This is a genomic window from Candidatus Taylorbacteria bacterium, from assembly GCA_039934295.1.
Classification (GTDB): Bacteria; Patescibacteriota; Minisyncoccia; order Phycocordibacterales; family HO2-43-120; genus HO2-43-120.
Window position 1 is genome coordinate 62,835 of sequence record JBDTMN010000002.1, and the last position, 24,768, is coordinate 87,602.

The window sequence follows — 24,768 nt, forward strand, 5'->3', positions numbered from 1 at the left end:
CTAGCTTTAAAATTAAAAGCTGACAGCTAATAGCTCTAAGTTAGCTAATGTTGTCTAACATCGCATTCCTCTTCATATGCCTCTCGTCGGCTGAAAACGGTGTCGCGAGCCACATATCAACTGCCTGTTTCGCTTCGGAAAAAGGCACAAAGTCCGCGCCTAACGCAAGGACATTAGCATCATTGTGTTCTCTTCCGAGACGGACAACTTCCAAATTCCCGCCATCATACACAATCGCTCGCACCCCGGGAAACCGATTGCACACTATGGCTTCGCCTTGCCCCGATTTGCCTATTACAATTCCCCTATTCTTCTCCGGATTTTGAGCTATCGTAAACGCAAGTGGAGTCAAAATTTCCGGGTAATCATCTCCCTCCACATATTTTTTCGCTCCAAAATCTTCCACGTCGAAATCCTTGCCGAGAAGATATTTCTTAAGCTCCTCTTTCAATGCAAATCCCGCGTGATCGGACCCGATAAAAATTTTAGATGATTTCTGCATGGAACTAGTATATCACTAAGTCTCGGGTTTTGATAAGAATCCTGCCTCGTCTTTTAAAATGTCTTAAAAAAAGCTGTCATTTCTGACAGCCATGACGTCCTCCCTACATTCTCAGTCCAATACCGAGGGCTCTACACCCAAACGTTTGAGTTTGAGGCGAAGACTTCGAAGAGCTTTGTTTTGGATTTGACGAATCCTTTCCCTAGTGACTCTTAGCAGTGGAGCGATTTCTTCCAGCGTTTTCTCATCTTGGCCATCAAGTCCAAAACGCGCAGTTAAGATTGTCGCCTCTCTTTTAGACAGTGTGCTCACCAAGCGTCGAAGCACGGCGTACTCGACCTTCACTTCCACTTCTACATCTGGAGGTAAAACACTACTGTCGGGAATCATTTGCTCGAGGATAAAAGAATCTTCGTCAGTTTCCATCGGCACTTGGAGCGAGGTCGTTCCGGTTACAGCAAGACGAAGTTTCCTAACACGGAGAGCTGTGATGCCGAGTTCTCCAGCAATTTCTTCATCGGTTGGTTCTCGGCCAAGTTGGCGGTGAAGCTCTTCATCGACTCGACCCAACTTGGAGAACGTTTCGAACACGTGCGGAGGCAATCTAATGGTTCTTCCCTGGCTTGATAAAGCGCGCATGATTGCTTGCCTAATCCACCAACGGGCATAATTCGATAGCTTACCCCCTTTTCCGAGTTCAAACTTATCGACCGCTTTCATGAGACCAATATTACCCTCATTAATAAGATCAAGTAATGGCATTCCAAGATCTTCGAAATCGCGAGCAATTTTTATGACCAACCGAAGATTGGCCTTAATCATATGTTCTCGAGCCCGTGGACGATCTTTCTCCGGACCATGTATGATTTGATTAAAAAGCTCCAATTCTTCAGCCGGGGTGAGCACTTGAACCAGCCCGACTTCTTTCATATACAAACGGAGTGCGGAACTATCCTTCGCACCCCCGCCCATTTCTGTGGACACGGATGCAATCGGTAATTCAACATCGTTCATAGAAGTTTCCTGTCTCTGTTTTCTGATTCACGTTGTTCTGTCTGGCTAAAATAGTATTCCAAGAACAATAGTTGTCAATCTTTCGATATTTCATTTTTTACTATGTAAAATTGTCTGTAAAATTATCCCACTCGTCTTAATTACTTTTTTTGAAAAATCAGCCAAAAAACTCGCCGAAGCCCCGCCTTGCTAGACCTTGATATCGGGGAAACGGACCCAATCCCAATGTCAAGGTTTAACCTTGCCGAAGACCCTTTAAATAACTTGACTATTACATAGCATGTATGTTATAGTAGCGAAAGAAGATCGATTCATCTAGATTAGCTATTCAATTGCTACCCCTTGCCACAATCAGTGGACTCATAAATGCGTACCGATAGTACGGAGTTAAATGAATTGGTTGTCTGAACCTATGAAAATCAAGTTATGTTTCGATGTCAGATTCCTCTTTAAAGAGAAGGATCACGAGAAAGCGGATCGGGAGGGATATTACGAGCGCGCTTTCGTAGGTGACCTCTACTACTCCTTCTCAAGGACAATATCGCTACCTTGTTTGCCTTTAAAAGGTCAAACCTACCAGCTAAGATACGACCCAGTGACCGACAGCCCGAACGCTGTCGGAGACAATATGCACTATCGTGTTCGAGATTCTGGATTCATTGAGCAAGACGAGAAGGAGAATATATTTCCGTATTTCGTTATTTCAGACGACAAGTCGTTCAGTGAATGGCTGGATGAAAATCCTACCCAAAAAAATGTAGGAGCGACCAATCAGTACGCAGAGTGGGAAAGTGAAGTAGAGCGAGGAATGGTCGAACTGACCAAAACATTCAAGCAACATGGCTGGGAACAAGAGCTATAAATTGATCCACCGGCTTGATAAACAGAAGGAGTGCCCATCCGGGACGCTCTTTTTTTATTCACATGCTCAACCACGTATATCTTAGCTCGTTGTCGTACCAAGTCATCGACTCACTTATATTCTCTATCCATTCCCTATAACATTTAATCCTACCAAAAGTAAGAAAATTGCTAATAAGACCGAAACTATAAGCAAGTATATCTCAGTAAAATCAAAAACGTAGTTATTTATTAATCCTAAGACTATTAACAACCCTAGACCTATCATGCCTATCCAGCTCAGGTGTTTTCTATTTTTAGAGATAAACATTTTGTTCTTATGTTAATTTACCAGCTTCAATCACATGCCTTACTAACGTATGAGTATACCCTAGTTCATTACTGTACCGTGTTAGCTTCGTCCAACTTATTCATCAAGTTGAAATGACTTTACGTCGGAGATGGTATAGCCGGATGAACGTAGGCTGTCTAAAATACGTAACGGTCTCGCGGCAAAGAAGATTAGTAGTTTTGGCAGGTTTGGATTTGAATGGTGGATTCTAATCGCAAACCAGGTCGGGTAATTTTTGATATTTATCTGCGACTTTAGTAATTCGACTTGACTATTTCTATTAATAACCAATTTATTATCCGAAACCGTTATGGAATGAACTCCTGTATATCTGAGAATCAATCGCAACGTAGATATAAGGGTTAACATCCACCAATTAGAAGCGAATATTCCTTTGAATTCTTTTTCCATAAATGAATACACTATTTATAATCAATCCACTTCTTCATAATAATACGACTGCTCCACACCCTTCATGAAAACTTCGCGGTCATCGATCCTATCGGTCAATGCGGAGCGCAAAAGTTCACGAATCTCAAGATCCTTCACCGGGCTGCGCTCCATAGCGTTCAAATAATCGGATTTATCTATCTTGACCCAATCAATACATTGTTTGAGATTTTTTTTCAGAATCAAATCGAGCCAGACCCTCATACTCCGTCCGTTGCCTTCCATAAACGGATGAGCGATATTCATTTCCACATATTTGGCAACGATGTTCTCAAAAGTACTTTCCTGCATTTCATCGATCTTTTTTAAACTTTCTTCCAGATATAAACAAGAAGCAAATCGGAAGCCACCTTTGCTTATATCTTTCACACGAATCTGGCCAGCAAAATCGTAAAGCCCTCCAAATAAATATTCATGAATTTGTTGCAAGCCTCTAGTCGTGCCAACCTCAAAACTCTCAATTTCCCGACTACCAAAAAGTTCCTTGGCCCGTTCTTTGCTCGTTTGATCAACATTTTTCATTGTTTTATTATACCATTTTTACAGATATTTTTCCACAACAGTACCCCCCATAAAAATCAAATTTATCCCCCCACCCTTATAACATGCTCACCAAGAGTGCGACATAATATTTATCTAGGAAATTCTTTGCTACGCCATATTCATTTTACTGAGGTGAGATAGTGAAATAATTATCACTTTCATCACATTTTGTGACTCCCGTATCTACTTCATCACAGACCTTGATTTTGTAATTCTTGTTGGTCTGAATTTTCGCATCACCAACAAACGATGATGCAAACACTCCATTACCCAAGGGATTTACCTTAATAAAATCACTTCTAACTACTGCATTATTTGCATCTATCAAGTAAGCTGCGAATTTTCGAGTAGGTGTATAATTTGCACCCTGTGATTTCCAAGTAAATCCAAGATCTCCTGCTATCACAATATTTCCATATGGAATCTTCTCTCCACCATTTGGAGAAACAACCACTAGTCCGGGATATTTACCGCCTGACATATTTGGGTTAGTTGTAACTTCTGGCACTGAGGTCGTTTGTCGATAAATAGTTGTCGGCTTTTTTTTGAATGCAAAGTATCCAAAAGTAGTCACAAGAATAATGATTATTACAATTAACCAAATATTTACTGGACCTTTTTGAAAATTTCTCATGTTTGAAATCTAAATTATTTTTAAAGTTATACAAGCCTACCAGCCTTTATCACATGCTCCACCAACGTATACGTATACCCCATTTCGTTGTCATACCACGCGAGGACTTTAACAAGATTGCCGTCGACGACACGGGTAAATTTGAGGTCTGCGATAGAGGCGTGGGAGTCGCCCAAAATATCGGAGGAGACGAGGTCTTCTTCGGTGACGGCGAAGGTGTCTTTCCAACGCTCCAAGGTAGCGGCAGCACGCAAAATCTCATTCACCTCTTCTACTGACGTCGTCTTCTTTGAAATAAACGTAATGTCGGCAATAGAGCCGGCAACGACTGGCACGCGTAAGGAAATTCCGTCAAATTTTCCCGCAAGATCGGTGATTGCCATCGTAGTCGCGATTGCGGCACCTGTCGAAGAAGGGACGATATTTTGCGCTGCCGCTCTTCCCTCTCGAAAATCTTTCTTATTCGGCCCGTCGACAAGTCCTTGGCTCGCCGTGTATCCATGCACTGTGCTCAAAATCGCCTTTTCTACCCCCAGTTTCTCATGCAAAATCGCCAAAAGAGGAGAAGCCGCGTTTGTGGTACACGAAGCGTTTGATGTTATTGGGCATTTGCCAAATTTTTCTTCGTTTACACCGAGAAGTATTGTGTCCGCAGACTGCGCCGCTCCCTTTTCATCTTTTGCCGGAGCGGAAATCACGACAAGCCTTGCTCCCGCATCAAGATGAAATTTGGCTTTCTCGAAGCTGGTAAAGAGGCCCGTAGACTCGACAACAACATCAATCTCAAGCTCTTTCCAAGGCAATTTCGTGCCATCTTTTTCAGAAAGATAGGTTACTTCTTTCCCCTCAATTATTAATTTTGACCCCTGAATTTTGACTTCTAAACCGCTTCTTCCGTACACGGTATCGTATTTCAAAAGATACGCCATATTGTGTATGTCGCCCAAATCGTTCACCGCCACAACTTCAATTTCTTTCCTGTCTTTTGCAATTTTATAAAAAGCTCTGCCAATTCTACCAAAACCATTTATCGCAACTCGAATTTTTTTCATAGAGATGTATATTAATTAGTGTTCAAATTATATCATAAACGCAATGCCAATCCACGAATAAAAATAAACCCCTCTCCTCGAAGACTCGTTTCTCCCCTTGGAAATGGGAGAAGGATCCCTCCCCTCCTTGCTAAGGAGGGGAGTCGAGTCTGCGAGACGGGGTGGTAATTATTATTCGCATGCTCTACTCGTAAGGGTTCCTAACCATTCGTATCATTCGCCGACTTATTCGTATATTCGCATCGTGCTACTATTTTAATTGCGATTTGAACAACTCCTGCAAAGTCTTAGGATTGGCGGAGCCTTTCGTCTCTTTCATCGCCTGGCCGATAAGAAACTGCAAGCTCGCCTCTTTGCCTGCCTTGTAATCCGCGACTACCTTGGGATTGCCTGCAATTATCCCCTCAATAATTTTCTTCAAGGCTTCAGGGTCATTTTTTTGAAGCAGTCCTCGTTCCTCGGCAATTTTTTCCGCGCTTCCGCCTCCATTAAACATTATGGCAAGAATATCTTTTGCTGCCCGAGACGAGAGCTTTCCTTCATGAATCATTGAAATGAGAGACGCAAAATCATCCGCCGGAATCGGATTTGTCTTCCATGCGTTCGGCTCTTTTTTTATTAGCCCAAGCAAGTCCGAACTCAAGTAGTTTGCCGAAAGCTGAACAAGCTTTTTATCGCCTTTAAATCCCTCAATCGTCTTTTCAAAATAATCCGCCCACGCGACGTCATTTACAAAAATATCAATGTCCCCTGCTTTGAGCTCAAACTTTGTCTTATATCTCTCTCGTCTCTCCCAGGGAAGCTCCGGCAATTCTGCTTTGAGCTTTGCATGAGAAAATTCAGGAATTTCGCTCAACATTAATTTGGGCAAATCTGGGTCGGGAAAATATCGATAGTCATGTGAGTCCTCTTTCGCCCTCTGCGAGAAGGTGGCTTCTTTGTTTTCGTCCCAACCACGAGTTTCTTGAATTACTTTCTCTCCTTTTTCCAAAAGCTCAATATGTCGGGCCACCTCGTACTCGATAGCTTTCTCCACAGTTTTAAACGAGTTTAAGTTTTTAACTTCAACCTTGATTCCAAAATCTTTTGTATCTGAAACTGAAATATTCGCTTCGACACGCATCTCCCCCTTCTCCATATTCGCCTCGCCTGCGCCAAGATACTGAAGAAGAAGCTGTAATTCTCTTGCAAAGTCACCCGCCTCTTTTGCGCTATGTATCACAGGCTCCGTGACAAGCTCCATCAAAGGAAGTCCTGAACGGTTAAAATCTACTAAACTACAATCATTTGATTCATGCGATGATCGTGCCGTGTCTTCTTCGAGATGAATTCGAGTAAGAGCCACACCACTCAATTTTCCTCCTTTAATGAGAGGAAACTGGTACTGTGAAAGCTGATAGCCCTTCGGAATATCAGGATAGAAATAATTTTTGCGGTCAAATTCGGTAAAATCGGCAATCTCGCCCCCGACAGCAACTCCCATGGACAGCACATGCTTTACCGCCTGCTTGTTGATGACGGGAAGCGTGCCAGGGTAACCCATGCAGACAGGACAAATATTCACGTTCGGCTTTTTCTCATCCGGGTCATTTTTGGAATTGCAAAACATCTTCGTCACGGTTTTTAGCTCGGCGTGAATTTCAAGTCCAATAGTTGTTTTGTATTTTTCACTCATTGTCTTACGTCTTAAACTAACAGTAAAAAACTCACTTCGAAGGTCGTTTTAAAATGAGCTCCTCTGGATTCTCTTTTTCTAAATTAGTTACAAGACGTTCTGATACGACACCTGCATCTAAAAAGTCCCCGAAATTTTCTGGTTTCTGCTCATCAAAAAGATGAGTCTGCATCCCACCCGGGTAAACTCCTATTACCTTTATTGACCCGCCCTTCACCTCCTCTCTTAAGGAGTCCGTAAATCCTTTTGCCGCATATTTACTGGCCGCATAACCTGACGCAGATGGTCGGCCAGAAAGCGCGCTCGTGGAAATAATATTCATAATGATTCCGAAATTTTGTTTTTTCATTTGGATGAGCGCCGCTTTCGATCCGTACATTGTTCCCAGCACATTTACCTCAAAAAGATCGCGCACACGATCAATATCAAGATCTTCTACTTTGGCAGGAGGTTGCCAAATTCCAGCATTATTTACCCAGATATCTACGCGACCAAAATGCGCAATTGTTTCTTGGAGTAATTTTTTTATTTCTTTTTCCTTTGTCACATCAGCAGAGATAGCAAGGCCATTGATCTCCTTGGCTATTTCCTCAATCTCTTTTTGAGTTCGGGCTGAAACTACAACTTTCGCCCCCCGCCTTGAAAAAGCGACAGCGAGCGCTTTCCCGAGACCTCGGCTTGCGCCAGTAATTACTACAACTTTATCTTTCATACGGTCAATATTACACGCTCCTAAATATTTTTACCAACTCGTCTCCAAATTTTTTAATTGAAACATCGTCGTAAACAGAGACAGACAGAACAAGAGGGTTGAGTTTCTTCATCTCTTTTATAGTCTTCCCCAAATGTTTTGCGTCCACGACATCCGTTTTTGTGAGAATAATAATTTCTTTCTTCTCGGCCAAATCTTTGTCATAGTCTTCAAGCTCTTTGCGGATTATTTTGTACGCTCCCTGCAAATCCTCATTTTCAAGCGAAATGCAATGAAGGAGAATTTTTGTTCTTTTTATGTGCCGTAGAAATTTATCTCCCAAACCCTTTCCCTTTGAAGCTCCCTCAATGAGCCCGGGAATGTCGGCTAGAATGAATCCGAAAAAATCTCCGAGATTTGGCTCTAACGTAGTGAATGCATAGGACCCGACCTTGGCGTCCGCATTGGTAAGAACATTCAAAAGACTCGATTTTCCGGCATTCGGGAGTCCAATAATCCCCGCATCAACAAGCAATCGAAGTTCCACAAAAAAGTCCGCCGCTTCGCCTATTTTCCCCTCCGTGAACTGCCGCGGACTTCTGTTGGTGGACGCTTTGAAATGTTCGTTTCCTAACCCGCCTCGCCCGCCCTTCAAAATAAGGGTAGTCTCTCCGTCTTGCAACAGCTCGTGAACCGTGCCATCGCTCAAGTTGGTAATAAGTGACCCAAGAGGAAAATCAATGACAAGATCGGGCGCGTTTTTTCCATACATATTTTTTTCCATTCCGTCCTGTCCATCTTCTGCCTTAAACTCTCTTTTATTGCGATATTTTGCCAAAACGCCCAAATCGCGAATAGCCCGAGCATAAATGCCTCCGCCATTCCCGCCGTTCCCTCCCGCAGGTCCCATCCTGTCCTTGCCTTTCTCCTGAAGCCAGCGCACCACGCCGTCTCCCCCGTCACCCGCCTTCATATGTATTTTTAGTTCGTCGATGAAAGCCATAAATAGTTATAAAGTAGAAAGTTATAAGGTTATAAAGTAAAGACTCGATTAAATTTTCTTTATGAATGCGGACAATAATCTGGAAACTTCAAGTGCCATATCACGCAAGGTACGGAAATCTGATTCATGCAGATACTTTAATTCAAAAGCGAGATAAAGCAAAGAACGAACTTCGCCAGATGACCCTTTTGCTATATAAAGAAAATTTCTTAATTCAGCATTTGTGTGTCGCTCAAAACCCTCAGCAATATTGTTCATAATTGAAACTGAAGCACGTTGTATCTGATCCTTAAAAGCATAATCTCTATTGTTGGCAAAAAGTTTATACAAAAGTAAAGTTAACGTTTTTGACTTCTGCCAAGCAATAATTTCCTCAAAAGATGTAATCCTCATTTCTTAACTTTAAAACTTTATAACCTTATAACTTTACAAACTTAAGATTGCTCGCTTTGCGAGCTCGATTGCTCCTTCTTTCGACTTCGCCACAACCAAAAAGCGGTTGTTGTGGCAAAAGATGGCGTCGGCCACTCCGGTCGCTTTTGCGAGCTCCTCGTTTCTTTTTCCCGCCCAAGCCTCTGGCATGTCTTTTCGGCTTACAAACTGCGCCAAAGAATCCCTGACCGCTTTTACGCCGTATGTACCATCGGCGCGGTGATACACCACAAAAAGAGGTTCGGGCAATTTCGATAAAACCTCCTGCCAAAAATATTCCTTCTCAAGAACCACAATTCTTTTGTCCTCTGATTTCCTATAATCTTCAAGGACTCTCTTTTCCCCTTCCATTTCGTCTTGCAAAAACTTGACAGCTCGCGAGAGAATCTTTTTGCAGAGGCGCACAGTTTCCTCAAATTTCGCAAAAGCCGTGTCGCTTTCTTCTTTCCAGGTGGGGTTCGACATCAAGACAAACTGATGCAAGGAATAGGAGTTGATATCGGGGAAAATTGGCTTTGAAAGAGCCACTCCGTTGTCATGGGCATCGAAAGGAGCCACGAGCTCAAGGTCGATTCTTTGAGCGACCTCAATTGAGCCTCCGCAGATTTCCCTTCCAAACTTCTTCCACACCAACCCGAATGCGGCAAAGGGAATTTCGTTTTCTCTTCTTCCCGCCCCGCCTTTCTGATGGTGGTCAAAACGATTCTTTTTTTCATCGTAGACATCCCCTACGTCAACGACATATTCTCCCCTTTCCCAGTCCTTCGGGTTTCGACTTCTTACTATCTCGACTTCTTGAGCTTCTTTTTTCAAGTGAAGAAGAAGAGTGGCCACGGCAAAACAGTCATCCGTATGGAATGTTCCTGTGTGAGTCACAATGACGGGCTTGTTAGTTTTAGAATTTTTCTCTTCCATAATTGAGGGTTTTTACGTGCCAGACCAGATCATCAATAAATTTCTCAACGCGCTCGTCATATTTTTTATCCAGAATATTTCCTTTCTTATCAAAAAGTTCCTCAACATTGCCGAAATAAAGAGTGTTGAGCGATACCACCAACCCAAGTTTTCGAAACACGTGTATCAACAACTCCACCATTCTTGCTCCTCCAAAAATCCCGTTTGAGACCGCAGCCACGGCAACCGGCTTTCGTTTGTACTCTCCGTATGCCGAATCCAAGATAATTTTGAGTTCCCCGGGAAATCCGTGATTGTACTCGGGAGAAACAATAATAAATCCCTCCGCTCTCTTTGCAATTTCTCTCCATCGCGTTACTTTTGGATCATCTTCCCACGAAGGAATGGTCCGACCAAAAAGGTGGTCCCGAACATCAATAAGTTCCGTTTCAATATCTTTTCTTTTTTGGATGCGGGGTAGGATATAATGGGCTACTTTCTCCGAGAATCTTCCCTTCCTCGCTGTACCTAACAATATGGGTATATACATAACAGTTTAGTACTTACGTTTTTTTCTCTTACACCGCTTGCTAGCGGTGTCCTCATTTTTACAGCTACTCTAGGACTCGCAGGTAAAAATGGGAACTGCACTCAAACGCGCAAGCTCTTGATAAACAAGGATAAATTGATTATTACATGAAAAAGCTTGAGAGCATAGGGCAAAGAAAGTCGCCGAGCACCTCCGGTGCTCGGCGACTTTCTTTTAGCTCAGCGACTGAATAGAAACTTTAAAGTAGGGCTGACGGTGGCCGTATTTTTTGAAATATCGGCTCTTCTGCTTGTATTTGATAACATCCACCGTTTTGTGGCGCAATGCTTCTTCAAAAATGCCGGTTACCTTTGCTCCAGGAATATAGGGCATGCCAATAGTGGTTTCCTCGCCTTTATCAACCAAAAGCACCCTATCGAATATAATTTTGTCTCCTTTTTTAAATTCGCCCTGAAGTTTCTCAATGGAAATAACGTCTCCCTTCGAGACCTGATACTGCTTACCTCCTGTTAATATAATTGCAAATTCCATAGTGGACAAGTATACACGAACATATTTTTTTCGCAAGAAATATCTATTTAATGCGACTCAACCTAGTTATTCGTCCTCGCCCACATCTGGCTTCTCGAGCGCTAAAGGCTCAAAGTCGCTCGCTTTGCCGGTGATGCGAACGACATCTTTGTTTATCTTGCCAAACTCTTTGTCCGATGTATTGAAATGGCTAACCACAGTTGCAAGCGAGTTGCCGAGCTTGCCATGATACTCTTGATAGGAGCGGAGATGCTTCTGGAGAGCCTCCACATTTTTGCGAATATCTTTTGCCGATTCTTCTATCTGGAGTGCCTTCAAGCCTTGTAACACAGTCTGGAGAAATGCCAGGAATGAAGTCGGAGACACAATCAGCACATGCTTGTCCTTAAAGGCATATTCAATGAGGTCGCGGGTATTGATTTTCATCCCACCCACTTCTGCGACCAAAAGGTCATAATAAATTGCTTCGTGCGGAATAAACATGAACGCAAAATCCATCGTGCCTTGCGAAGGCTGAACGTATTTTGCCGTTTCATCAATGCGATTTTTGAGATCGCCTTTAAACGCCTTCTCGAGACGCTCGCGCTCCGCCGGGTCTTTCTCCGCAACAAGACGATTGTAATTTTCAAGCGAAAACTTCGAGTCAATCGGAATAATTTTGTCTTTCACGTGCACGACCGCATCCACAATCGTGCCATCCTTGAATGGATACTGCATTTCGAAGCTCCCCGGAGGCAGAACATTTTTGAGCAATGTCTCAAGATAGTATTCGCCAAGTATTCCTCTCTGTTTTGGATTTTTCAAAATGTCCTGCAGGTTTTGTAACTGGTCGGCAAAGGATACCACCTGCTTGTTGGTCTCGTCGAGCTTGGTCAAGCCCTGTGTCACGTCGCGGATAAGCTTTGCCGACTCGCTAAACTGGGTACGGACAGAATCGCTCATCTGCTTTGACCCTTCGGTCATTTTGGCGTCCACGGTTTTTCCCAAATCACTCATTTTTGAGTCCACCGTCCTCCCAAGCTCATTTAGCTGATTCAATAGCAATGTGAGCCCTTGACCGTCTTCCTTCGGCTTATCCCTTTTTCTCAAAAAAAAGAAAAGTAAAGCGCCATTTCCCACGAGGAAAATAACCAAAATCAGGACAAGAACGTAGATATTAATTTGCATGGGGGTATTATACCAGAGAACGTGTAACATATAACATGTAACATTTAACGGGTAACGGGTAACGGGTAACATCTGATAGGAAACTTAAATTTTTTCTGACATACGTTATAATCTTGCTATAGCTAGATTATAACGTATGTCTTGAATCTAAGAGAGGTTGGAAGAGTATTTGAGATGACGCATTACAATTTATTCATTTCGAGTTATAATAGCTATATGAAAAAAAGATATTGGTTGAAGGGAGGAGTTATAGGATTTTTGACTCCCATAATTTTTATACCCTTAGGATATAGTCCCGTTGGTTTTGTAACTGGCCTTCTATTGACTCCTGTTGTCTTTATAACCAAAATGATTTTTGGGAGTTCAATCCTGGAAGAAAATACTGTGGATGGGACCGTAGTTTCAAATAGTATAGCTTCCGTGTTTCGCTTAGCTGCTGTGTTTTCCCCAATTTTTTGGTTTTTCATTGGTGCAATTTTAGGTTGGTTTTATGGCAAAATTAAAAACCGAAACTCTAAATCTATAAGCTAACAGCTAATAGCTAACAGCTACTCTTATGTCCCTCCAATCCCAAATAAAAAACGAAATTAAAGAAGCGATGCTTGCAAAAGATGCCGACAGGCTCGGGGTTGTTCGGGGTCTGACTGCCGCGTTTGTAAACGAGCTAGTGGCAAAGGGCAGAAAACCGCAAGAGGAACTTTCCGACGAAGATGCCCTCGCTGTCATCCGGCGAGCGGTCAAACAAAGGAAAGATTCAATCGAACAGTTCAAAGCGGGGGGAAGAAACGACCTTGTCAAATCCGAAACAAAAGAACTCGTAATTTTAGAAACATATCTGCCCCAGATGATGAGCAAGAGCGACATCCTCAAAATTGCAAAAGAAAAAAAATCGACAATGGGCATCACTGAAAAATCAAAAATGGGACAGTTCATGGGAGTACTGATGAAGGAGCTCAAAGGTAAAGCTGACGGTGGAGATGTGAAGGAAGTAGTAGAAAAATTATTTAGTTAAAAAAAAGATGAACCCTGAGAAGCCAGATTCCGGCAAACGATTTCAATCCATGCGCGACGTTGTAGCTGGTAAAATCTCCCAAGAAGAGGTGGAAAAAGCCGAAATGGACGCTCGTATTTTAGAAGCAGGACAAAAAAAGGGAAAGAAAAAACTGAGAAAAGTCGGGGTAAATCCTCAAATTAATTTGAACCTTTCCTCTCCTGAAGAGAAAAAAGAAAGCGAATAGATCTAACTATTTAATTTTTTCTCGTAAATTTCGCTTCATCCCCGCACCTATCGAATAGATGCGGTGATGTATTTTTTCCCTTATGTAAGGTATAATTTTCCTTGGCTGCACAAAACGTGTAGTTAAAACAAAACATACTCCTATGGCAAAAACACTTAGCAGTGGTGGCGAAATCAGTTCGAAGACAGGTTTCGGCTGGAATGTTGAAAATAGTCTGGTTGCGGAGCCAGATGATGAAAAAACCTCCGCAGGAAGAAGACCCAACACTGGGTCGAAAAAAGATTTGAAACCCCCGCTCATCAAAAAGCGCCATGGTGGGACATTCCCACGCCGTGAATCAATGATTTTGTCGCAACGATAATTCGCGTCTCAACTCACTTCGCGCCCGAGCTCGCTCGGGCTTTTTTCTACCCATGTCAAGGGGAGTCCTGTCAACGAGCGCAAATCTCCAAAGTTTTTTTGACCACACGGGACCTGCATAGTCCACTCCTATTCGAGGAGTTTTTTTAATATTTTTTTTCACCACTTTCACTCCCCTGTCCTCGAACCACAGTCCCGATTTTCTAGCCGCGCTTTTTCCGTTCAAACTTTTGTCGATTTGCAAGAATTTTGTAATTCTTCCAGGCCCATTTTTCCCTTCAACCCCCCGAATCAAAACTGCTGACGGATAACCCTTGTCACCCGTCACGACGTTCAACATGTAGTGCATTCCGTAGGTAAAATACACATAAAAGACCCCGCCTTTCTCGTACATGACTTCTGTCCGAGAAGTTTTTCCCCTCGAAGCATGGCAAGCCAAATCACCTTCTCCATCATACATTTCGGTTTCCGTGATTTTGTAGGCAACCTCCTTTCCTTCGATTCTACGGACAAGATATTTGCCCAAGAGTTCCGGAGCAACCTTCGCCACCAGCCTCGTGAAGAATGATTGGGGTAACACCTTTTTCATTCTTCAATTGTACCCGTTTTTTCGGCAATACAATAAGAGTTTAAAAATTTGCTGCAAAGCTTGTTTTCTGTTACTTTAATTCCAGTTTGAAAACCTCATACACCGAAATCACCTGACCCCTAACTAATATGACTGACTACTGCTCGTCTCTGGAGAAGATCCAGGGAGTCCTCCCCCGCTCAACCCTCACGTTCATTCACAACTGCCCGCCCCAAAATTCAATCACCTGCTCCTGCCCCTTGCTCTTTATTCCTGGAATGGGCGGAAGCGCGGAACAGTTCGAACTATCGACAAATATCGCGCTTCGGTTCGGACTGGAAACATACGCACTCAATTTGAGAGACCACGGTCCGGGAGAAACTCCGCAAGCTTCTTCGATTCACGATTATGCTAACGATATAGTCTGCATGCTCCTGCATATTGGACGCCCGACGATTATCGTCGGACACTCGATTGCGGGACTCGCCGCGCAAATGGTGGCAGAAAAATTCAGCACGAGCATGGATGACTCAAGTGAAGCCCTCGTAAAAGGTCTCGTCCTTTTATCATCGAGTCCGCCCGCAGGCATCCCGTTCTTCATTCGTCGGATGCTCTACCTGCCATATCTTTGGGCATGGCTCATACCTCCATACAGCACTTTCCGGATGAAGGAGAAACACGTCCTCAAGTTGTTCATGAATCAAACCCCCAACGCCAACAAATACGCTCAAAATTTGAAACTCGCTTCAGGTCTGGCAGTTTGGGAACTTGCCATGGGGAAAATCAGCGTGGACGAGAAAAAAGTTTGCTGTCCTAGCCTTGTCATCGCTCCGACAGAAGACAGGGCGGTTTCCCTGAAAATTCAAAGAGCGGTTGCGGTAAAATACCGTCCCAATTCTGCGTACTGCGAAGTACCAGGCGACCACATGGCTTTCATGTGGTCGAACGGGCCGATAGACGAGGTCATTCGGTGGGTGCAATTGCAAAAGTGGTTCTATCCCGGCGTGGACGTGTTTCCGCGAGTAGAGCCCGCCCGGGAACCGCAGGTTACGCGTAAATAACCGTAATCATTCGTTCTTCTCATCACAACAGAGCCCCAAGGTTTCGGCCTCGGGGTTTTTCTTTTTTTGTCATTTATCCAAAAAATGCTATATTTCTTAGATTGGAAATTAGATATTAGTAATTAGAAATTTCTGCATGTTTGGCCCTATCGTCTATCGGCTAGGACGGAGCCTTCTCAAGGCTCAAAGCAGGGTTCGACTCCCTGTAGGGTCACAGATTTTTGCGTAGCATAAAAAGCTGTGACACTAAGCAGAGCTGGGGGCTCTGCGTCAGGGAGTCGAAGCCCGATTGAGCATTTTTTTTGAGTTTGCTTCAAACGAGGAAAAAATCCAATCGGGGTACTGAACATGTAATGTTCGACTCCCTGTAGGGTCACAAAAATAATGAGGACAATGCGGAGCATTGGCTGAGTATAATTTTGTAGATTCTACAGGGAGTCGAAAGACGGAGCGGGCACCCGTTCACCAGAACGGGTCGCGAGTCGGGGTCGCGGCTTTTGTGAGACGGCGGTCGAACAAAAAGCTGTGACCGACTCCCTGTAGGGTCACAAATTTTTTTAAAGCGAGCAAACTGCTTTGCTCGTGAAAAATTTGTGAAGGCACAGGCCTAGTTCGCGAGTACGCGAACAGCCGAGCCGGGGTCGGCAAGTACTTACATTTTTTGTGATTTTAAGAAACAAAAAATTTAGTAACTTGTGACCACATAAACTTTGAGTGCGTAGCACACAATTATGACCGACTCCCTGTAGGGTCACAGATTTTCGCTCACAATAAGTTCTGTAACATCTCGATTATCCATCGCAAAATTTTATACAACGTGTTCCAAAACTCTTGCAAAATGCCCATGAAAGATGCGCTGAGTGCCTTCAAGACCCCTGCAGTAACATTGACGGGAGAAACCGAGTCGGTATTTGTTTTGATACTTACGCTTACGCCCGGAGCTTCCTGGCCAGGATGATTGAAGCGGTAGCCGGCGGGAATATTGTCAGCGGTTTGAGCAGCGTTTGTTGGAGAATATGGCGGCCAGGAGAGTGAGCCGAACCATGCGGGTTTGGAGGAAAGGTAGAGAGAATTTGGCAGAGTCTGTCCTCCCGTCAAGGCTTCATTTGCAGGAATGCCTTTGCCGAAAATATAGTTCTGTTTCCTGATGAACGTGAGTCCGACATCCATATCAAGTTCCTGGAATCCTTCTGATCTCGGCCAAAGACCTATGGCAGTTCCCTGTGCCGGAAGTGGGTCTAGGTATCCTCCGGTAAGAGAAACAGCATTGCCGGAAAAAGCAGTCGTATGCATGCCTATTCGAGCGCCATTGCTCCATTGCGTTGTAATCGCCGGACAATTTCCTCCAAAAGCCTGGCAGTATCCTAGCAGTCGCGAAGTTCCGGCGCTCAAGGTTACGACACCGCTTGAACCATCAGATGCGCGACTAGTGAGGGTACCTTTGATGCCGAGCCCGGCGACAGGGCTCCAGTCTAGCCAATATATGCCTTGGCTCGGTAGGGCAAATCCCGTGGAGGCTCCATTGCCGATGTTCGGCTGGCCGAGACTATATGCACCTACGACATTACCGATGGCACTAAAATTCCTGGAAAAACGCTTGAAGGCAAGAAAGCCCGATGTCCAGTTCCTAAAGAACATTTCTTCCGAATCGCTTCCAAAATAGCCGTCTGATTTGAATTCGCCTCCCTGCAAATAATTTCCTTCATATAGATTGTAGCTATTATGAGAACCATGGTTGACGTTCACACTGCCGTCAGGCATATAATTGTAGGCGAAAACATTACCTACGGAACTAAAGTTTATTTCAAGAAGCGGGAATGATTTGTAAACGATGTTATCTTCAAACAGACATCCGGTATTTCCTCCGCTCAAAAATCCAGAGCCATTTGTACCGCCATGGTTGAGCTCGTCGAGGAAGGAATGTCTGACCTCGCACCCCAAGCTATCATTAAAACTTATCGAGTAATTACTCATGTGTCTGACTTTGACATTCTTGACCCATGAAGCGTATGTGCCTCCAGCGCTTATTCCAAATTGAGTGGTGGCATTTGACCCGTCAATGGTCAGGTCTTCAATACCGACATACCTTGAGGTTGCATAATTCGGCGCAGTGATGCTTGGCTGTCTCCCTGAAAAATCAACGATAAGAGGCGGGGAGAAGCTAAGGGCGCTACCTGACTTCCCAGTCAGAACCACAATCTGGGATTGGATATTTTCGTAGCCCGAGACTGATATAGTCGGTAGAGATGTTTTATTTTTTCCGCTTATTTTGACTATATTTCCAACTGTATATGGTGATGAGTCAGAAACGCTGACTTGAGTGCTTCCCTTCGAAGCGCCTGAAAGGACCGGCACGGCAGAAACATTGTAAAATTCAGATCCGCGTATATTCACACAGACGCTTGGAACATAACAATCAAGAATAGTACTCGCTCCTGCTCCGCGAAGCGTTATATTACTCTTAAAAGATGCGACGATCTGGGTCAAGATCTTATAGGTTCCCGCGGGCAAATAAACAATATCATTTGCCACCGCGGCGGTGATGGCACTATTTATGGCTGGAGCGGCATCGGTAGCTCCAGTTTTATCCGCATTGTAGGGCGCTTGGGTGACATCAATGAGATGAGTGCGATTTGTCGGAATCCCTCCAGTAACGCCTGCGGTAACTCCAGGAATCCAGTTGGCCAAACGGTTTGAAGGTATCAAAGCAGATGATCCGCCTGGAGTGGTTGCTGCAACACCTGCCGACGGAGGCGAGACATTTCCGCCGTTATCTGTAGCCGTCACTGTGTATGTATACGTCGTACCTGGGGAGACGGTGAAGTCCTGGTAGTACTGCTGTTCCGTATCATGATACGGAGCTTGGTACGGTATGTGCGCAATAGTCCCTATCTGGGTTCCATTCCTATATATAGTATACGAAGTAATGGTTCCGGTTGTTGGCGTTGAGCGCAACCAGATAAGGCTGATTTGGTCTGGCGCCACGCCGGCAGCCGATACATAGGTCGGCGCGGGCACGCCACTTACTGAAGATAAGTTGAATGTTGCTGTAACTGTCGTATTTGAAGCTACAGTGACTACACATGTCCCCGTTCCACTACATCCTCCTCCAGACCAACCGGTGAAGGTAGAGCCCGAAGTAGCTACAGCGGTAAGAGTTGAAACTGTGCCAGAGGTGAGGCCTGAAGCCGAACAGGTACTGCCACAACTCACAGATCCTCCTGTGGAAGTCACCGTACCTCCTCCCGTGCCTGCCTTGGTGATCGTAAGAGTAAATGTTGTTGGCGTCGCTACTCCACTAGTAGTAACCGATAAAGCGGCTGACGGAACGGAGTTATTGGGAGCTCCCGCGTTGTCATAGGATGATATAGTGTATGAATATGTGGTGCTTGCCACAAGACCAGAGTTGGCGAAAGAGGTACCGGATGTTACCGTGCCCACTTGAGCCCCTCCTCTCCATACTTTGTATCCCGCCACGTTTCCTCCCCCAGTATCAGTCGAAGCTGTCCATGAAATAGTTGCTCCTGTTTGGGTTACGTTTGATGACGAAAGATTTGTAGGTACGGACGGAGCTTGTGTGTCTGAAGGAGAGCCGGAACCACTACCATCTGTAGCGGTAACACTTCTAAATCCGTAGTCAGTATCCGCGCCTCCATATGCCCTGAGCCAGCCTATGCCGGGTGCACCACTGGCAAAGGTGCTGTCAGTAGTCGTAAGTATGGAAACATTGTTGACGTAAAGGGTGATGGTATTGCCGATCATCGTGCCTTTGATGGTACTGTTGTCAGTAAGAAATGGGGCTCCCTGTGCGGCACTCAAATTGGCCAATACCGTGAAGTTACCTAACGCACCATTCCAGCGAACGATAGAATAATATTGAGTACCAGTTGGACTGAGACCGTAGGTCAACTCATAGCCAGTATTGGAATGGGCTGAGATACTGCTACGTAGACGAATCTCGAGTTCCTCAACAGCACTTCCTGTAGGATTCACCGTATGCACAACAGCAGTGACTGTTTGATCTGGACCCCAAGTGCCGGAGAGTATAGCGGTAGAATCATCATAGCCACCTGAGGGCGGCTGTGTGCCATATACCAATCCATTTGCCATACGCATATCAGTCCAGTCTAGACCTGTCGCCTTGCCGTTGATCCAGTTGCCGGATTCTGATAGAGGATTTTCTGCGCCACCGGAGAAAGTTGTGACATAGGTACGGGGATTGCCTGCTGAAACCGCCTGCGTGGTTGCGCTCGCGGAAGATGATTGGGCCGATGGATTCCCTGCCGCGTCTTGCGCTAAGACTGTATATGAATATGAGGTGTTTGCGGTAAGACCAGTACTCGAATACGAATTGGTGCTTGGTGTAGCTACTTGTGTGCCGTTTCTAAATACTTTGTATCCTGTAACCCCTACATTGTCTGTTGAAGCAGTCCAGGATAGGTTTATCTGGCTCGAAGATACCGCGGAAGCCGAAAGGTTCGTAGGGGTCGAAGGTGCGGTGGTGTCTGGGACAACAGAGATAGTCTCAGAGCAGGAGGCAGTGGTTCCTCCGTTTGATCCGGTACAACTCCAGAGACGCGCAGTCGAGGTGTCAGTAACATCTGCGAATGTGCCCGATGTGCACTGGTTGAGAGTGGTTGAACACAGACCGTTGACCGCTGTCCCCCCTCCTCCCCCCACTGCATTCAATAGCTCGGTGATTTCTTGAGCAGAGAGTGCTCGGCTGTAGATGCGGACTTCGTCAATAGAGCCGTTAAAGACCCAGTTCGGACCGAAGATGTTGTTTATAATGACAGATTTACTATTTGCATCAGTGGTCCCACTAGCGGCGGCTTCAGATTTTTTGACACCGTCCACCCAGATGCTGACTTTTGAACCGTCATACATACCGACAAGATGGTGCCAATTTGAATCAGTTATGGTTGGAGCCGCTCCGGATGAGTACTTCACCCCTCCGCTTGTGATTTGAAATTGTGGATTGAACGCATAGTTGTCAGAATACAAGCTCCATTCTATAGTTGCATAAGGACTTCCTTTTGTGACCAGATATTTCAATTGACCCACTTCATTATTACTCACTTGCTTAATCCATACTGAAACAGTCATGGCGTTTAACCCATCGAGTGCGTTAATGTCTTTCGCATCGACATAATCATCCACCCCGTCAAACTTCAATCCCTGCCCGATCTTTCCCGTGGTAAATGTCGGTCCGTTTATGAGTGTGCCGGTATTTGATCCCACGGAGTCGTTAGCGTTACCGTCGAAGGCCCAGTAGCTTATGAGTTTGCCAACGGAGGTCGGTGGGGGCGGAGTAGGAGTGACTCCTCCACCTGTGGAGTTGTATATGTCGGTGATTTCTTGAGCAGAGAGTGCTCGGCTGTAGATGCGGACTTCGTCAATAGAGCCGTTAAAGACCCAGTTCGGACCGAAGATGTTGTTTATAATGACAGATTTACTATTTGCATCAGTGGTCCCACTAGCGGCGGCTTCAGATTTTTTGACACCGTCCACCCAGATGCTGACTTTTGAACCGTCATACATACCGACAAGATGGTGCCAATTTGAATCAGTTATGGTTGGAGCCGCTCCGGATGAGTACTTCACCCCTCCGCTTGTGATTTGAAATTGTGGATTGAACGCATAGTTGTCAGAATACAAGCTCCATTCTATAGTTGCATAAGGACTTCCTTTTGTGACCAGATATTTCAATTGACCCACTTCATTATTACTCACTTGCTTAATCCATACTGAAACAGTCATGGCGTTTAACCCATCGAGTGCGTTAATGTCTTTCGCATCGACATAATCATCCACCCCGTCAAACTTCAATCCCTGCCCGATCTTTCCCGTGGTAAATGTCGGTCCGTTTATGAGTGTGCCGGTATTTGATCCCACGGAGTCGTTAGCGTTACCGTCGAAGGCCCAGTAGCTTATGAGGTTACTTGAGGGAATAGCTTGAGCGCGCTGGGAAGAAGTGTAGACGTTATTAATTTGCTTGTTGAGTGTGGAAAAACTTAAAACTGCTACTAATAAAAGAAACGCTGTGGCAATAATGCCAAGAATGTGTTTTTTATACATGCGATAATAATACAGAAAAAATTTTTCTTAGACTACAAAGATATCCACAGATACATTATACGCAATAGATTACGCATGTTTGTCAAAAGTAATTCGCCGGATGAAATTTCATTCTATCTAAAAAAAATTCCGGAACTTTCCTAAATTAAAGCAGAGAAAGATGCTTTTTCACTACCGAATAATCCCTACATATTTAAGCCAACCGAGGAAAGCACCCGCAACGCCTGCCCAATAGGAAGTCGACTGGGTTGTCGGTGCCGCGGTTATGGTAATCTCACCAACTTTGTATCGGCTGTTCCCTGCATCAGACACCCCAGATCCGGGAGTGAAGACGAGGCGTTCAGAACCGACGTACATACCAACGAGAACGTCGTATGATCCAACTGGGATATCATCGATGGATTTGGATGATGGAGTAGACATGGTTCCTGCTGACCACTGATCGGTCGGAGGATTTGGGAAGAAGCCGAAGCTAACTACTTTGCTCCGATCAACTTTGTTGTTCAGGAATACGAATACCGACCAGCTTTGCTTTCCTAGAGAAAGTCTGTACGGTCCTCCAGACCAGTTCAGAGTGTAATTGAGGGTTTGGCCGACTTGGATGCTCGAAGGAGCATTCCAAGGAAGAACGGTGGGTTGAGTTTGAACCTGTTGAATAGCTGGAACTGAAACTGCCAAATCTCTAGAGACTGAAGCGCCTGCACTGTTTCTGCACGTGAGCGTATAGTTGGCATTTGAAGTCAACACTCCTGTATTGATAGCCTCGCTAGCTCTGTATGAAGCGTTGCTGAAGTTTGGACCATTCAGAGTACAGCCCGTTGCATTTGTCGCCGACCATACCAATGTCGTAGATCGGACATCGTTGGTGATAGGTTGTGAAGTTCTAAAATCAGTTATCGAAGGAGCAGGTGCATTAGTAGTGTTTGGAGCCGCCGTAACCGTAATCTCCCCGACCTTGTATCGACTGCTACCTGCATCAGATACTCCGGACCCTGGAGCAAAGACCAGACGTTCCGAGCCGACGTACATACCAACAAGGACGTCATATGAACCGGGAGGAATGTCAGAAGTAGACTTGGATGATGGAGTAGACATGGTTCCTGCAGGCCACTGCGCCGTTGGTGGATTTGGGAAGAAGCCAAAGTTAACTTCTTTGCTCCGATCAGCTTTGTTGCGCAAGAATACGAATACCGACCAGTTTTGCTTTGCTAGAGAAAGTCTGTACGGTCCTCCAGACCAATTCAAAGTATAGTTCAGAGTCTGACCAGCTTGGATAGTAGAAGGCGCATTCCAAGGGAGGACGGTGGGGGTTCCGGCTGCTGGGTTGGTAGTAACGGGAGGAAGTGTCGTAGTTGGAGGAGGATTGGTTGTTGCGGGGGGATTGGCGGGAACAGGTGTTACCGGAGGGTTTGAAGGGGTTACTGGTGTAACCGTTGTTGGCACATACCTAAAGACTACCTTTGATACTTGGCCAGCAGTTATATTCACTGGCACCGAACAAAAACCAAGAGAGCAGGTAACATTGGTTTTTGAATATGATGATTGACTGCCGATGAGACACTCTGTCCCCTGATTGTTGAGGCCTCCGCCTGCAAATGTGCACGAAGCCGAGTATTCATCATATCCAAAAAGATCGGTGGCGTATGCGGTGTGTTGACCTACTGACGGATTAAATTGCCCTGCTCCTGTGCCGGAGCCTAGAGAAACTGTATACGGGTTTGCTGCTCCTACGGAAGAAATACTGTCCACGGTCGCCTGTGTTCCGGAAATAGGATTGAGATCGGCATCTACTCGCTTGATGATGAGGTTGGGAGAAAATGTGGACACGGTCCCAGCCCCAGAACCGGTACTTATAAAACTTGCCCTACTTGCACCTACAAATGGCGCAGTTGAAGGAGAAACTCCGCTCTGCTGACCATTGTAGACTATCACGTCAGTCGAACCGCTGAACCTAACCCCGTCGGAAGAAATCTTGACTTGGTATTTTGTGCCGTTCGTAGAACCAACCATGTCGTTTGGTAGATCTATAGAAAGAAACCATTGGGCCGACGTAGATTGGTTGTCGATGGTAAGAGTCTTTGTGTAGTTTTTACCGGTAATATTGACATAATATCTAGCGATGGAAGGGTCTATGATAATAGCGTCTCGCGGCCACACATTATACGGTGCAGTTGGGGAGAAATTTTGTATGTAGACCTTAGATAGAGTACACGAAGATGTATTGGTCTCTGACGGACACGTACGCACAGCATACTGATAATCCCTCACTACCTTGTGGGATGTCTGATACAGTCTCATCGATGAGAGGTTCGGACTAACTATCTTCAAGGTAGATGGCGGGCTCCAAGTCTTTTCCCCATCTATGGAATAACTCACTTGAATAGACGAGCCGACGACGGCATTGGCGGAAACAGTAAATGGAGTGGCGGGAACCGAAGTGAAATCCACTTGTCCATTGCCTATAGATCCACCTATAGTTCCAGAAAATATTCTGGTAGTGCTTAGATTGCTCAATGTCACCGTATTGGTCGGATAGACAACGCGGACTGAAGAAGTTTTCACTGTAGAAAGAGCTCCCAGTAAAATATACATCTGTTCACCGCGATAGGCGGTTTTGGTCGATGCTGCAAAAGCTTCAAGCACGATGAACTCTGGAGCTTTCGGTGTGACCTGTGTAGCTGTTTGTCCGCCTTGTACACCACCAGTGGCTGTAGAGGTGACTTTGTCCAAATATCGCTCTTCAACCCAACCCGTGCCTGCATAATCAAAGTCAACCGCCCATGACCAAGTACCGAGACTATTGGACAGTGCTGGAACATTCGGTCGTATTGTACCGACAAAGTCTTTTTTGGCAGTGTTTCCATTTGTTAGTTCAACAGAAACGTTGGAATTGATCTTAACGCGATCACCTGTCTTAAACTTGGTTGAAATCTGAGAAGCTGTCGGTGTAACCCCTTGAGCATGAATCGGGTTAGCTACTATAAAGGTGAAGGCCAGTACAATCGCCGACAAAGCTAAGAAACGTGCATATGTTTTCATAAAAATCAAAATTAATTACAGCTTCTAAATGATACAGAAAGTATACAGTATTGACTTCCGCATACCAAGATAGTTATACACAAGCATATTGCTA

Annotated in this window: 22 protein-coding genes and 1 tRNA gene; 6 read left to right on the forward strand and 17 right to left on the reverse strand. The window is 44.9% G+C overall.

Translation table 11 applies throughout. The features are described 5' to 3' along the window. Nucleotides 1-40: 40 nt before the first annotated feature. Nucleotides 41-502 (reverse strand): RpiB/LacA/LacB family sugar-phosphate isomerase, encoded by a 462-nt coding sequence (locus tag ABI430_00900; protein ID MEO8637444.1) that lies wholly within the window; start codon nt 500-502, stop codon nt 41-43. A 111-nt stretch (nt 503-613) separates the two neighbouring features. After that, nucleotides 614-1,516, reverse strand: coding sequence for a sigma-70 family RNA polymerase sigma factor (locus tag ABI430_00905; GenBank protein ID MEO8637445.1), 903 nt, complete (start codon nt 1,514-1,516; stop codon nt 614-616). Between the two features lie 412 nt (nt 1,517-1,928). Here ABI430_00905 and ABI430_00910 point away from each other — a divergent pair, with 412 nt between their 5' ends. After that, on the forward strand, nt 1,929-2,378 hold the full coding sequence (locus ABI430_00910; GenBank protein MEO8637446.1) for a hypothetical protein: 450 nt from the start codon (nt 1,929-1,931) through the stop codon (nt 2,376-2,378). A gap of 762 nt (nt 2,379-3,140) precedes the next feature. On the opposite strand, the gene ABI430_00915 is transcribed toward ABI430_00910, so the two are convergent. From ABI430_00915 to ABI430_00970, 12 genes are all read right to left on the reverse strand, one after another. Next, entirely contained in the window at nt 3,141-3,680 is a 540-nt protein-coding gene (locus tag ABI430_00915; GenBank protein MEO8637447.1) for a Fic family protein, read from the reverse strand. A gap of 145 nt (nt 3,681-3,825) precedes the next feature. After that, entirely contained in the window at nt 3,826-4,335 is a 510-nt protein-coding gene (locus ABI430_00920) for a hypothetical protein (protein ID MEO8637448.1), read from the reverse strand. A 26-nt stretch (nt 4,336-4,361) separates the two neighbouring features. Then, nucleotides 4,362-5,387, reverse strand: coding sequence for a glyceraldehyde 3-phosphate dehydrogenase NAD-binding domain-containing protein (locus ABI430_00925; protein ID MEO8637449.1), 1,026 nt, complete (start codon nt 5,385-5,387; stop codon nt 4,362-4,364). 250 nt (nt 5,388-5,637) lie between these two features. After that, nucleotides 5,638-7,062, reverse strand: coding sequence for an Asp-tRNA(Asn)/Glu-tRNA(Gln) amidotransferase subunit GatB (gene gatB / locus ABI430_00930; protein ID MEO8637450.1), 1,425 nt, complete (start codon nt 7,060-7,062; stop codon nt 5,638-5,640). 31 nt (nt 7,063-7,093) lie between these two features. Further along, nucleotides 7,094-7,774, reverse strand: a complete 681-nt coding sequence (locus ABI430_00935) for an SDR family oxidoreductase (GenBank protein MEO8637451.1) — start codon at nt 7,772-7,774, stop codon at nt 7,094-7,096. A gap of 10 nt (nt 7,775-7,784) precedes the next feature. Further along, nucleotides 7,785-8,756, reverse strand: a complete 972-nt coding sequence (cgtA, locus tag ABI430_00940; protein MEO8637452.1) for an Obg family GTPase CgtA — start codon at nt 8,754-8,756, stop codon at nt 7,785-7,787. Between the two features lie 48 nt (nt 8,757-8,804). Beyond that, nucleotides 8,805-9,149, reverse strand: coding sequence for a four helix bundle protein (locus tag ABI430_00945; GenBank protein ID MEO8637453.1), 345 nt, complete (start codon nt 9,147-9,149; stop codon nt 8,805-8,807). 33 nt (nt 9,150-9,182) lie between these two features. Continuing rightward, nucleotides 9,183-10,103: an MYG1 family protein gene (locus ABI430_00950; protein ID MEO8637454.1), complete on the reverse strand. Its 921-nt coding sequence runs from the start codon at nt 10,101-10,103 to the stop codon at nt 9,183-9,185. Continuing rightward, nucleotides 10,084-10,632 (reverse strand): NADPH-dependent FMN reductase, encoded by a 549-nt coding sequence (locus ABI430_00955; protein MEO8637455.1) that lies wholly within the window; start codon nt 10,630-10,632, stop codon nt 10,084-10,086. The genes ABI430_00950 and ABI430_00955 overlap by 20 nt, the downstream gene beginning before the upstream one ends. A 213-nt stretch (nt 10,633-10,845) precedes the next feature. Then, a complete protein-coding gene (gene rplU / locus ABI430_00960) occupies nt 10,846-11,163 on the reverse strand; it encodes a 50S ribosomal protein L21 (protein MEO8637456.1) in 318 nt (105 codons plus the stop codon). Between the two features lie 66 nt (nt 11,164-11,229). Further along, on the reverse strand, nt 11,230-12,330 hold the full coding sequence (locus ABI430_00965; GenBank protein MEO8637457.1) for a DNA recombination protein RmuC: 1,101 nt from the start codon (nt 12,328-12,330) through the stop codon (nt 11,230-11,232). Nucleotides 12,331-12,542: 212 nt separating this feature from the next. Next, a complete protein-coding gene (locus ABI430_00970; GenBank protein MEO8637458.1) occupies nt 12,543-12,797 on the reverse strand; it encodes a hypothetical protein in 255 nt (84 codons plus the stop codon). A gap of 89 nt (nt 12,798-12,886) precedes the next feature. On the opposite strand from ABI430_00970, the gene ABI430_00975 reads away from it, so the two are divergent. From ABI430_00975 to ABI430_00985, 3 genes are all read left to right on the forward strand, one after another. Then, on the forward strand, nt 12,887-13,342 hold the full coding sequence (locus tag ABI430_00975) for a GatB/YqeY domain-containing protein (GenBank protein ID MEO8637459.1): 456 nt from the start codon (nt 12,887-12,889) through the stop codon (nt 13,340-13,342). Nucleotides 13,343-13,349: 7 nt separating this feature from the next. After that, a complete protein-coding gene (locus ABI430_00980; protein ID MEO8637460.1) occupies nt 13,350-13,568 on the forward strand; it encodes a hypothetical protein in 219 nt (72 codons plus the stop codon). A 142-nt stretch (nt 13,569-13,710) separates the two neighbouring features. Beyond that, entirely contained in the window at nt 13,711-13,929 is a 219-nt protein-coding gene (locus ABI430_00985; GenBank protein ID MEO8637461.1) for a hypothetical protein, read from the forward strand. On the opposite strand, the gene ABI430_00990 is transcribed toward ABI430_00985, so the two are convergent. Further along, nucleotides 13,906-14,517 (reverse strand): DNA-3-methyladenine glycosylase, encoded by a 612-nt coding sequence (locus tag ABI430_00990; protein MEO8637462.1) that lies wholly within the window; start codon nt 14,515-14,517, stop codon nt 13,906-13,908. The genes ABI430_00985 and ABI430_00990 overlap by 24 nt on opposite strands. Nucleotides 14,518-14,645: 128 nt before the next feature. On the opposite strand from ABI430_00990, the gene ABI430_00995 reads away from it, so the two are divergent. Then, nucleotides 14,646-15,557 (forward strand): alpha/beta hydrolase, encoded by a 912-nt coding sequence (locus ABI430_00995; GenBank protein ID MEO8637463.1) that lies wholly within the window; start codon nt 14,646-14,648, stop codon nt 15,555-15,557. Between the two features lie 142 nt (nt 15,558-15,699). Beyond that, nucleotides 15,700-15,771, forward strand: a tRNA-Glu gene (locus ABI430_01000). Between the two features lie 551 nt (nt 15,772-16,322). On the opposite strand, the gene ABI430_01005 is transcribed toward ABI430_01000, so the two are convergent. Both ABI430_01005 and ABI430_01010 read right to left on the reverse strand, forming a co-directional pair. Beyond that, entirely contained in the window at nt 16,323-21,635 is a 5,313-nt protein-coding gene (locus ABI430_01005; GenBank protein ID MEO8637464.1) for a LamG-like jellyroll fold domain-containing protein, read from the reverse strand. 171 nt (nt 21,636-21,806) lie between these two features. After that, nucleotides 21,807-24,674 carry a hypothetical protein gene (locus ABI430_01010; GenBank protein MEO8637465.1) on the reverse strand — a complete coding sequence of 956 codons (2,868 nt, stop codon included), beginning with the start codon at nt 24,672-24,674 and terminating at the stop codon, nt 21,807-21,809. Between the last annotated feature and the right edge of the window lie 94 nt (nt 24,675-24,768).